A 9548-nucleotide genomic window follows, 5' to 3' on the forward strand; every position below is an offset into this window, starting at 1 on the left:
TCTCTTTTTCAAGAGTTTTTGTTATTTTTTCTATGTAGGTTTTTAATTTCATTTTTTATTGACATTTTAGCATAATTTTTTTTCCGTAGTTTTCAGTATGACTCCTCTTTCAACTCACCTTTGGCATTTCGAGAGACGAAGGCAATAATATCAATATTGTCTCTGGTATTCTCATTAATGAGACTATATAGTTTTCTTTTGTCATAAATATCTTCCATCTTCACAAAACTATGATAGGCGTTGATATGACCTTTTAGGATAATATTTCTAAAATTATCAAAGTAGAGATACTCCTCTGCTATCTTTTTTCTCTTTATCATTGCAGAGATTTTCTCTCCAAACGATTTGCTTTTTTGGGTGATGGTGCTATGAAGAATAGGCTCAATATGTCTGTCGTTGAGCAGACCTATATACTCCAAAAGGTCATTTAACTTATTACCTATATAGTTAAAAAATCTAGTTAATGGATTGTTCATTCCCAAGATTTTCTCTATAAATGAGAGTAGCCAACTAAGTGCAAACACCTCAAATATAGGAGCTAACCAAGAGTTTGAGAGCCAAGATAGCACTATCGGTACAACACCAACAATCTTAGCCAAAACAACCCACAGTGCTTTGAAAAAACCAATCACAATCATCTTTAGCTCAACAAAGAGTGCAATGTGTGAAATCACATCGGTTAGATACATCATCCATACAGCGATTCCCATCGGAAAAGCTAAAATAAAAAAGTTTTTGAGTTTGGCTCTGAAACTTACAACTCTATAGTAGTGAAAAACCTCTGTAAATGGTTTTTTGAGATGGCTAAAGATATACTTATCTAACCACTGCGAGAGCATATTGTCTATAAACCATCGTTTGATAGCCAACAAAATAGCCTGTACAAAAGTTAGACCTTTGATAAAAGCCAATATCTTTAACTTGCTCACTAACCATAGAGAGATGAGCGAAGACTTAAAAACAAGTACAACAGCTAACATATATCCTATCAGGATATTATATGAAACTGGGTGTACAAAACTTAACATCGTCACCAACAAAATAGGTACAGCAATAGCTATAATGGCTTTATATCGTCTTCTCATAATTCGACCCCTCTATCCTCTTAATCTATATCTTTTTGACCAATTTGTCCAAATATTACCATATTCCTGCGTAAAAGGACATAAGTAACTTTTATAATTATGTAATAATTAACAGAAAGAGATTATATTCTAATATTTCTAGAAATATACGGACATTTTTAGTGTTCTCATATTAAGGCATTTTAAGGTTATTTGGTATATAGTGTTCCGATAATAAATAGTTATATCAATAAGGAGATTGAATTGGAAAATAAATTAGATGCAACAGAGCTTTGCAAAAAAATGCAGGTTGGTAATGAACAATCATTAATATTACCTGCACCATCTTTTATAATGATGCAATGTGATATTATTGACTATCAGGAAACTGAAAAGTCAATTGTAGTAAAAATACCTATTTTAAAAGAGTGGGTAAATCCATATAATACTATGCAAGGTGGTTTAATAGAAGCGGCAATTGACAATGCAGTAGGTCCGTTAAGTTTGTTATCTGCTCCTGTAAATATCACGAGAAGCATAGAAACAAAATTCATAAAATCCGTAACTTTAGAAATGCAACATATTTATGTTCATGCTCAATTATGCGAACAACGTAAAAAACGTCTAACATTTGAAGTGAGTGTTCAAAATAAAGATGGTGAAGTATTTACAAAATCAAAAGTTATAAATTTTATTATTTAAATGATTTTAAGAATAGCATGAAGTAAAGATATAACAAATCTTTGGAGAGAAACAAGTGTTTAGTCGCTAAAAAGACCGAGTTTACAAGCCTAAATAAAGAGCCAAGTAATTTAAATTTTGAAGTGGTTAAATCACACATGTTCCTCAAGTCAGCCGTTATAACATATCGGTTTTTTTGTTCCTGTAGTCTAATGAAAATTTATTTTTTTATACATCTCCTCATTGACAAATATATCTATAAACTCACTTACCAAACCATAAAGTTTAAGTGTTGAGTGCTGTTTAGGTACTTCTTGCTTATTATGTTCGAGCAGTGCCTTAAAAGATTTTTCTACAGATTGTTGAGAATGAAAAGCCACAATATGTGTTACTCATCATTGGTAACAATATAGAGGTCAATATCACTGTTTTTATGAGATGTACACCATAGGCGTAACTACCAAACAGAATAACCTTGTCTAGGTGTAAAGGTTTTAGGGCATTGAGTATCTCGTTTTGTATATTTTCTATATTTACCATTAGGTTATCTCCTTTTAAATTTTAATAGATGGTGCGATGGCAATCGCATCCTACACCAACATCACCCAATCCCCTCAATCTTATCAGTATAAACCCTCACAAGCTTATACTCCTCACTCATAGACAAAACACTCTCCCATATACTATCAATAGCATTATAAAATGCTTTCATTTTCATATTGCCCAACTTAATATGTATCACTCGTGGAGGAGGAGTATTAAACAAAACAAAGTCTGAAAAATCAGCATCTTTGGTTACAACAGTTAACTTATGTTCTTTGGCATACGCCCATATCTCGTTATCTTTCATATTTGGGTCTATATCAATCACATGTTGATACTCTTCGCCTCTCCAAAGAGAAAAGTAGTATGGAAGATTGGCATCAATGATATATTTTTTCATCTACGCTATCTTTTGAAGTGAATATCTCTGCCCCATTAATTGTGTGGCAAAAGCAAGACAAGTTTGAATATCTTCTTTTGTTAGAGTAGGATACTGTCTCAATATTTCCTCTTGACTCTCACCTGCACTTAAAAACTCTAATATAGTTTGAACTGTAATTCTTTGTCCTCTAATGGTTGGTTTACCATTACATACATCTGCATCTATGGTTATATTTCCATTAAAATATGATAGTTTTTCTAGTTTCATATTTTTTTCCTTTTCTCGTTTCCAAACACAGAGACTGTGTTTGGGAATGCATACTTTTAAATAACTTTTCTAAACTCTCAACAAATATAACTCTTTTTATCCATTTTATCTATATGATTATTAAGTACTGATTAATCTAATCCCTTCCTAAGTGTAAACTACTTTACACTTTCTCTTCCAAGTTACTCATTCCGAAGCACAGTCAAAGGGTCTGTAGATGATGCTTTTCTAGCAGGATATAGTGATGAGATGATAACGATAATAAATGTACCTGATATAATCAAAACAAAATCAGTAACCGTCAAATCAATAGGTAGATGAGAGAACCCATATACATCGGCTGATAGTGAGATAATATCAAAAGTAGTCAACACCCACATAGAGATAAAGCCCAAGATAGTACCTGCGATAATCCCAGATACTCCGATAATAACACCTAATCTAAAGAATATACTCTTTATCTCTTTTTTAGTGGCTCCAAGTGTTCTCATTAGTGCTATTTCGCTTCTACGACTCATAACTGTCATAAGAAGAGATGAGATAATATTGAGTGATGCTACTACAACAATGAGTAGAACAACCAAGAAGAGCGTCTTTTTCTCCATCTCCATGGCCGCGAAGAAAGAGGCATTTTGCTCCCACCAGCCCTCTATGATTATGCCTTTGGAGAGACCATTAGTTTCCAAAAACTCTCTGATACGATTAATATCATTCATAGCATCTTCGGAATAGATATGAATACCATCATACTGTCCCTCTTTGCGTTTGAGTATCTTTTGAAATGCATGTAGTGTAGTGTAGATAATAGCCTTATCATAAGCTTTTAGACCAGAATCAAAGGTACTATCTATGATAAATCGCTTATGTAGTGGCATAGTCCCAAAACCAATCGCTTGTTGTTCGGAGAAATATAGTGTAAGTTTTTGACCTTTATATACCCCCATCTCTCGTGCAAGTACTTCACCTGTGACCATCTTATATTTACTATCTATAGAGAGTGAATCTTTTTGAGATTTCTCAAACACCTCATTAATCTGTGACTCTTTTTCAAAATCAACACCATAGAGTATGGAGCCATTGACATTGGAACCACTTTTGCTTATCACTTGAGTAGTATAGTATGGGCTTAATTTTATATTGGGAAACTTCTGTTCTAGCTTCTGTACTAGATTTTCATTGGTACTGTCATAACTAGTAGGGATAAGTGTAAGTGGATAGTTCATAACAAAAAGGCGTTTTTGGAACTCTTTTTGAGTGCCATGCATAATTCCCATTGCCAACATAAGGACAGCAACACCTGCTACAATTCCTAAAAAAGCAAGGAGAGAGGAGACAAAAATAAAAGGGTTATCTCTATCATATTTTAGATAGTGCCTTATTATCTTGGTGATAAAGGCTCCGTTTGCTTTAGTTGCCATTATGCAAGTAGACCTTTTTTGGGTCCACTCTTGCCACAACACTGCTTATATTTTTTGCCACTTCCGCATGGGCATGGGTCGTTTCTTTTTACTTTTTTCTCCGAACGAATAGGCTTGTTTTTAGGTGCTTCACCCTCTTCAAAATCAGCCTCTACTAACTCATCCTCATTAGTGACTGCTCTAGCCAAATCAGCCTCCAACTCATCACGCATCGCTTCAAGTTTTGCCTGTTCTTCTGCTTGTGACTCTGGAGTCTCAAAGTTGAACTGAACCAGTTGCAGTGTCTGAATCGCCTCATGCTTAATTCTATCAATCAGTTGCATAAATAGATTATAACTATCTTTTTTGTACTCTGTGAGTGGGTCTTTTTGGTTATAACCTCTAAGCCCAATACCTGTTTTGAGTACATCCATCTCATAGAGGTGGTCTCTCCATTTAGGGTCAAGTACTTGTAGATAGAGTACTCTTTGGACTTCACTTCTCTGTGCAGGAGTTAGTGGCTTCATCTTCTCTTCATAAGTCTCTGTGATGATACCTGACAGTGTCTCCTTGACCTCATCATACTCTTTTCCTTCAAAAACAGAGTTCTCTAGCTCCAACGCCATATATTGACTAAGCATATTGGTAAGTTTCTGAATATCATAATCTTCATTTGGAGCACCATCATAAATCTCACACTCGGTCAGAAGATAGTCGATATACTCAATTCGATTCTCTCTTATTTTAGAGTCAATATCATACTCTGTGTCAAGTAGCTGATTTCTGAACTTATAGATAGCTTTTCTCTGCTGATTGGCAATATCATCATACTCCAAGATATGTTTACGCGACTCGTAGTGCATATTCTCCACTTTAGTTTGAGCTTTCTCTACAGAACGAGTTACAATTTTGGAGTCGATATACTCACCCTCTTCAACGCCTAGCTTATTCATAATAGTACGAATCTTCTCACCACCAAATATACGAAGCAGACTATCATCAAGACTTAGATAAAACTGTGAAGCACCCGCGTCACCTTGTCTTCCTGAACGACCACGAAGCTGATTATCAATCCGTCTACTCTCATGTCTCTCTGTTCCAAGAATATAGAGACCTCCTAGCTCTTTTATCTCATCTGTTAGTTTAATGTCAACACCCCGTCCTGCCATATTGGTAGCAACAGTTACTGCACCTTTTTTACCAGCTTCCATGATGATTGTAGCCTCATGCTCATGATTTTTTGCATTGAGTGTATTGTGAGGAATTTTAGCACTTTTGAGTCTCTCATGAACCAGCTCAGATTTCTCAATGGAAGCAGTACCAACCAATACAGGTTGCCCTTTCTCATGAAGCTCTTTTACCTTTTTAGCAACAGCATCCAGCTTCTCTCTCTCTGTGTTGTAGATAAGGTCATTTCTATCATCCCTAATGATAGGTACATTGGTTGGGATTGAGATAACTTCCAGATTATAAATTTCTGCAAACTCTGTCGCCTCTGTCTGTGCTGTACCTGTCATACCTGCTAGTTTAGCATAAGCACGGAAGTAGTTCTGATAGGTAATCTCTGCCATTGTTTGAGACTCTTCTTTGACCTCCACACCCTCTTTTGCTTCGATAGCCTGATGTAGACCCTCTGAGAATCTTCTACCTTGAGAGAGTCGTCCTGTAAACTCATCCACGATGATAATCTCACCATTTTGAGAAACATAATCAACATCTCGTACAAAGATATATTGAGCTTTCATCGCTTGGTCAAGATGGTGAGCCAATATCGCATTCTCTAAGTCATAAAGATTTTTAACTTCAAATAACTCCTGTGCCTTCTCCAAACCTCTCTCGGTCATAACTACTTGTCTATTTTTCTCATCTACATAGAAGTCAAAATCAAGTTCAGGCTCCTCTTCACCAGCTTTAAGCTCAGGCTTCTCACCCTTTTCCATCTGTAGAGAAATTCCATTGGCTTTTTCATAATAGACCTCGTCTCTCTGAACAGGACCTGAGATAATTAATGGAGTTCTAGCCTCATCAATCAAAATAGAGTCAACCTCATCTATGATAGCATAGTGGTGAGTTCTTTGAACCTTCTCCTCTGCACGGCTCTTCATATTATCACGAAGATAGTCAAATCCATACTCATTATTGGTTCCATAGGTGATGTCACAATCATATTGAGCTTTTTTGGTCATCTCATCATATATAGCATCGGTCAAACAACCCACTGTATAACCCAAGAAATTATAAAGCACACCCATCTCGTCAGCATCTCTTTGTGCCAAGTAATCATTCACGGTAACAATATGCACACCCTTGCCAAGCATCGCATTTAGCACAACAGCCAGAGTTGCGACAAGTGTTTTACCCTCACCAGTTTTCATCTCTGCAATAGAGTTCTCATGAAGCACCATACCACCAACAAGCTGAACATCAAAATGACGCATATGCAGAACTCGTTTACTCACCTCTCTAGTGATAGCAAATGAGTCATTAAGTGCATCATCCAAACTCTTCTCATCTGCTTGAACAGATGCCTTTAGAGCGTTAAACGCCTCTCTCAACTCATCATCAGAGAGCTTTTCGTACTGCTCTTCTAGCTTGTTTATCTGTTTTGCTCTTTTTAAGTAACCCTTGACTATTCTATCATTTTTTGAACCAAATATCATCTTTAGCATTATAATTATAACCTATTATTAAAATTGGGTGATTTTATCTAAATTTTGTGTAAAGGTTGTTTAGCTTGGTTTGAAATTAAAACTTCCCATATTTTTTCCAATACCCACCTCTAATTCTCTTGGCTAGTTGATGTATAGCCATAGCATAATAGGAGCTATGGTTATACCTTGTAATTACATAAAAATTTTTTGCCCCATACCAAAGCTCATCATAGTAATATCTCTTTAGTTTTATCAACCTAACATCTCCATCATATTTCCACTCACCAAACTTGGGTGAGATACCTTTTAGTGAAGTTCTTAAGTATTTGTGATTATATCCTGTCTTTTTAGTTGTAAATCTATTTCCAGAAAAAGAGACCCGAGTAGCCACAGGCTCACCCTTTCTCCATCCATTTTGTTTAAAGTAGTTGGCAATCCCTGCAATAGCATCAGATGTTGTCTGCATACTCTTTTTTCCATCACCATTAAAATCTACGGCATAGTAGTAGCTACTTGGCATAAACTGTCCTAGACCAATAGCCCCTGCGTAGGAGCTTTTTACATCTTTTGGATTAAAACTTTGAGATTTAGATAGGAGTAGGAGGTTTTTCAGTTCATATCTAAAATATTTACTCCTTCTGTTCTCCTCAAAACCCAAAGTAGCAAGTGTATCCAATGCAGGAAATTTTCCTCTATTATATCCGTAGTAGCTCTCTATCCCAATGATTGCTGTTATATATTCGGGTGAAACACCATATTTTTTGTATACTTTTTTAAATACGGTTCTATTGTCTCGCAGGTATTCGATACCTTTTTTGACTCTAGTATCACCTAAATGTACCTTCTCATATATATCCCAACTACCATGTTTTGGATATTTTTTTGGAGTTTTTTTCACTTTTTCTCTATATTTGGGGTTAAAAATACTTAAAGCTCTCTTTTGGAATTTCACATCTCTAAAAAGAGTATTTAAGTATGACCTTTTGAAATGATGCTCTTTTACCATCATGTTAATAAACTCTTTTGCTACGCTATTTTTTCTGTAATCTTTAGCATTTAAGCCTATTGTGGATAGTAAAATTAGTGTTAAAAATATTTTTAACTGTTTCATATTTTTGCCTTATAATATATTGAGCTGATTATATAAAATGTTTGTTAACAGATGGTGAACTAATGTCCTAAAATAAGTATTTTTAATATACAATGGCACAAAAGGAACAATTGATGAAAAAATTAATACTATCAACACTAATTATATCACTACCACTTATAGCTATGGCAAAAGAGTACAAAGAGGCCATCCAATCATGTGAAGCATATAACAACATGAAGCACACCACCAATACAAATGAGATAAAGCTAAAAGTAGGAGAGGAGTATCGAATCCTTGACCATAAAAAAGGTCAAATCCTCACTCTAATCAAAGGTGAAAGAATTGCTCAAAGATGGGTAGATGAGAGCTGTTTTGAAAAGCAGTCACTAGGAAGCACGATAAACAAAGCACTCAAAAAAGGGAATAGTAGCTCAAAAAAAACCAGCAAACAGAACCTCCTAGCTATCTCTTGGCAAAATGCTTTCTGCCAAACCCACCAGTATAAAAAAGAGTGTAAAAATATGAGCAAAAAAGATTTTGGAGCCTCCAACTTCGTACTCCACGGACTCTGGCCACAACCAAGAAACAATCAATATTGTAATGTAGACAAAAAACAGGTTGGTATGGATAAAAACAAACAGTGGCACAGACTAAACAAACTTGATTTGGATGGAGCCACAAGAGAGAGACTTGCTAAACTCATGCCTGGATATAGCTCTAACCTACACAAACATGAGTGGATAAAACATGGAACCTGTTATGGTACAGATGCAGATGTCTATTATGATGATTCGATGGATTTAATGATGCAGATTAATGACTCTAAAATTCAAGATTTTTTTGCCGACAATGTGGGTAACAAAATAACTCTAAAAGATATTCGTAAAATTTTTGATAGAGAGTTTGGAAAAGGAGCAGGAGAGCATGTCACGATGAACTGTAGCAAAGGTCTCATTACAGAGTTGTGGATTCATCTTGGTAGCGGAAGTGATAAGTTAAAAGATTTACTAACAAAAGGAGAGACCCCAAAGAGCAGATGTCATAAGGGGCGCGTGGATGCTGTTGGGTATTAAGTCTTATTGGTACACTACCGCCTCGTTATATTAGGGACTGAAGTCTTCTATTTCAAATAAGTTTTGCAAGAAGTTTATTTTTAAGCGAATTATATAACTATAGGCTTACGGTTAACTTTAAAAAAATCTTAATTAACCTTATTATTAATATGGTTTCTCTCCACCCATATTACCTGCAGGATTATATCTACATACTACTATTGTACCACCTTTGAAGTTACCTTTTTGATAAGTAGCTTTAGCACACCCTATCTCTGTAGTCTGTTTCCATACCACTTGTGTATAGTGTCCACATACTGCACTACAGCTATTTTTTTCATAGTTATAGTCTGCTTTCTCTCCATGCCAACTATCTACTGCTTTTATGTATGAATCATCAGTAGATGAAGCATATAAA

At 35.4% G+C, this 9548-nt stretch carries 11 protein-coding genes; 2 read left to right on the plus strand and 9 right to left on the minus strand.

Features of this window, described 5'->3' with window-relative positions:
• Positions 1-92 precede the first annotated feature (92 nt).
• Complete coding sequence (locus GSY74_RS01510; RefSeq protein ID WP_164663352.1) at positions 93-1085, minus strand: hypothetical protein; 993 nt, start codon at positions 1083-1085, stop codon at positions 93-95.
• A 243-nt stretch (positions 1086-1328) separates the two neighbouring features.
• On the opposite strand from GSY74_RS01510, the gene GSY74_RS01515 reads away from it, so the two are divergent.
• Positions 1329-1766, plus strand: a complete 438-nt coding sequence (locus GSY74_RS01515; RefSeq protein ID WP_164663353.1) for a PaaI family thioesterase — start codon at positions 1329-1331, stop codon at positions 1764-1766.
• A gap of 188 nt (positions 1767-1954) precedes the next feature.
• Here the strand turns inward: GSY74_RS01515 and GSY74_RS10990 are convergent, their stop codons facing one another.
• From GSY74_RS10990 to GSY74_RS01550, 7 genes are all read right to left on the minus strand, one after another.
• On the minus strand, positions 1955-2125 hold the full coding sequence (locus tag GSY74_RS10990) for a HEPN domain-containing protein (protein ID WP_164663354.1): 171 nt from the start codon (positions 2123-2125) through the stop codon (positions 1955-1957).
• The gene (locus GSY74_RS01525; protein WP_164663355.1) at positions 2085-2285 is read right to left on the minus strand and encodes a hypothetical protein; all 201 of its coding nucleotides are present in this window, start codon (positions 2283-2285) and stop codon (positions 2085-2087) included. The genes GSY74_RS10990 and GSY74_RS01525 overlap by 41 nt, the downstream gene beginning before the upstream one ends.
• Positions 2286-2346: 61 nt before the next feature.
• Positions 2347-2688: a DUF5615 family PIN-like protein gene (locus tag GSY74_RS01530; RefSeq protein ID WP_164663356.1), complete on the minus strand. Its 342-nt coding sequence runs from the start codon at positions 2686-2688 to the stop codon at positions 2347-2349.
• On the minus strand, positions 2689-2937 hold the full coding sequence (locus tag GSY74_RS01535; RefSeq protein ID WP_164663357.1) for a DUF433 domain-containing protein: 249 nt from the start codon (positions 2935-2937) through the stop codon (positions 2689-2691).
• 182 nt (positions 2938-3119) lie between these two features.
• Positions 3120-4355: an ABC transporter permease gene (locus GSY74_RS01540; protein WP_164663358.1), complete on the minus strand. Its 1236-nt coding sequence runs from the start codon at positions 4353-4355 to the stop codon at positions 3120-3122.
• Positions 4355-7012: a preprotein translocase subunit SecA gene (gene secA / locus GSY74_RS01545; protein WP_370518757.1), complete on the minus strand. Its 2658-nt coding sequence runs from the start codon at positions 7010-7012 to the stop codon at positions 4355-4357. Before secA ends, GSY74_RS01540 begins: the two co-directional genes overlap by 1 nt.
• A gap of 67 nt (positions 7013-7079) precedes the next feature.
• Positions 7080-8096, minus strand: coding sequence for a lytic transglycosylase domain-containing protein (locus tag GSY74_RS01550; RefSeq protein WP_164663360.1), 1017 nt, complete (start codon positions 8094-8096; stop codon positions 7080-7082).
• Positions 8097-8209: 113 nt separating this feature from the next.
• Here GSY74_RS01550 and GSY74_RS01555 point away from each other — a divergent pair, with 113 nt between their 5' ends.
• On the plus strand, positions 8210-9151 hold the full coding sequence (locus GSY74_RS01555; RefSeq protein ID WP_164663361.1) for a hypothetical protein: 942 nt from the start codon (positions 8210-8212) through the stop codon (positions 9149-9151).
• 144 nt (positions 9152-9295) lie between these two features.
• Here GSY74_RS01555 and GSY74_RS01560 read toward each other — a convergent pair.
• The coding region (locus GSY74_RS01560; RefSeq protein WP_223157426.1) for a CAP domain-containing protein at positions 9296-9548 on the minus strand (253 nt) is incomplete at its 5' end.

It is taken from the genome of Sulfurovum sp. bin170 (genome assembly GCF_010892395.1).
GTDB lineage: Bacteria > Campylobacterota > Campylobacteria > Campylobacterales > Sulfurovaceae > UBA1140.

Coding starts and splice junctions, on each gene's coding strand:
- GSY74_RS01510 (WP_164663352.1), bottom strand. CDS start 1,085: ATGAGAAGACGATATAAAGCCATTATAGCTATTGCTGTACCTATTTTG.
- GSY74_RS01525 (WP_164663355.1), bottom strand. CDS start 2,285: ATGGTAAATATAGAAAATATACAAAACGAGATACTCAATGCCCTAAAA.
- GSY74_RS01530 (WP_164663356.1), bottom strand. CDS start 2,688: ATGAAAAAATATATCATTGATGCCAATCTTCCATACTACTTTTCTCTT.
- GSY74_RS01535 (WP_164663357.1), bottom strand. CDS start 2,937: ATGAAACTAGAAAAACTATCATATTTTAATGGAAATATAACCATAGAT.
- GSY74_RS01540 (WP_164663358.1), bottom strand. CDS start 4,355: ATGGCAACTAAAGCAAACGGAGCCTTTATCACCAAGATAATAAGGCAC.
- GSY74_RS01550 (WP_164663360.1), bottom strand. CDS start 8,096: ATGAAACAGTTAAAAATATTTTTAACACTAATTTTACTATCCACAATA.
- GSY74_RS01555 (WP_164663361.1), top strand. CDS start 8,210: ATGAAAAAATTAATACTATCAACACTAATTATATCACTACCACTTATA.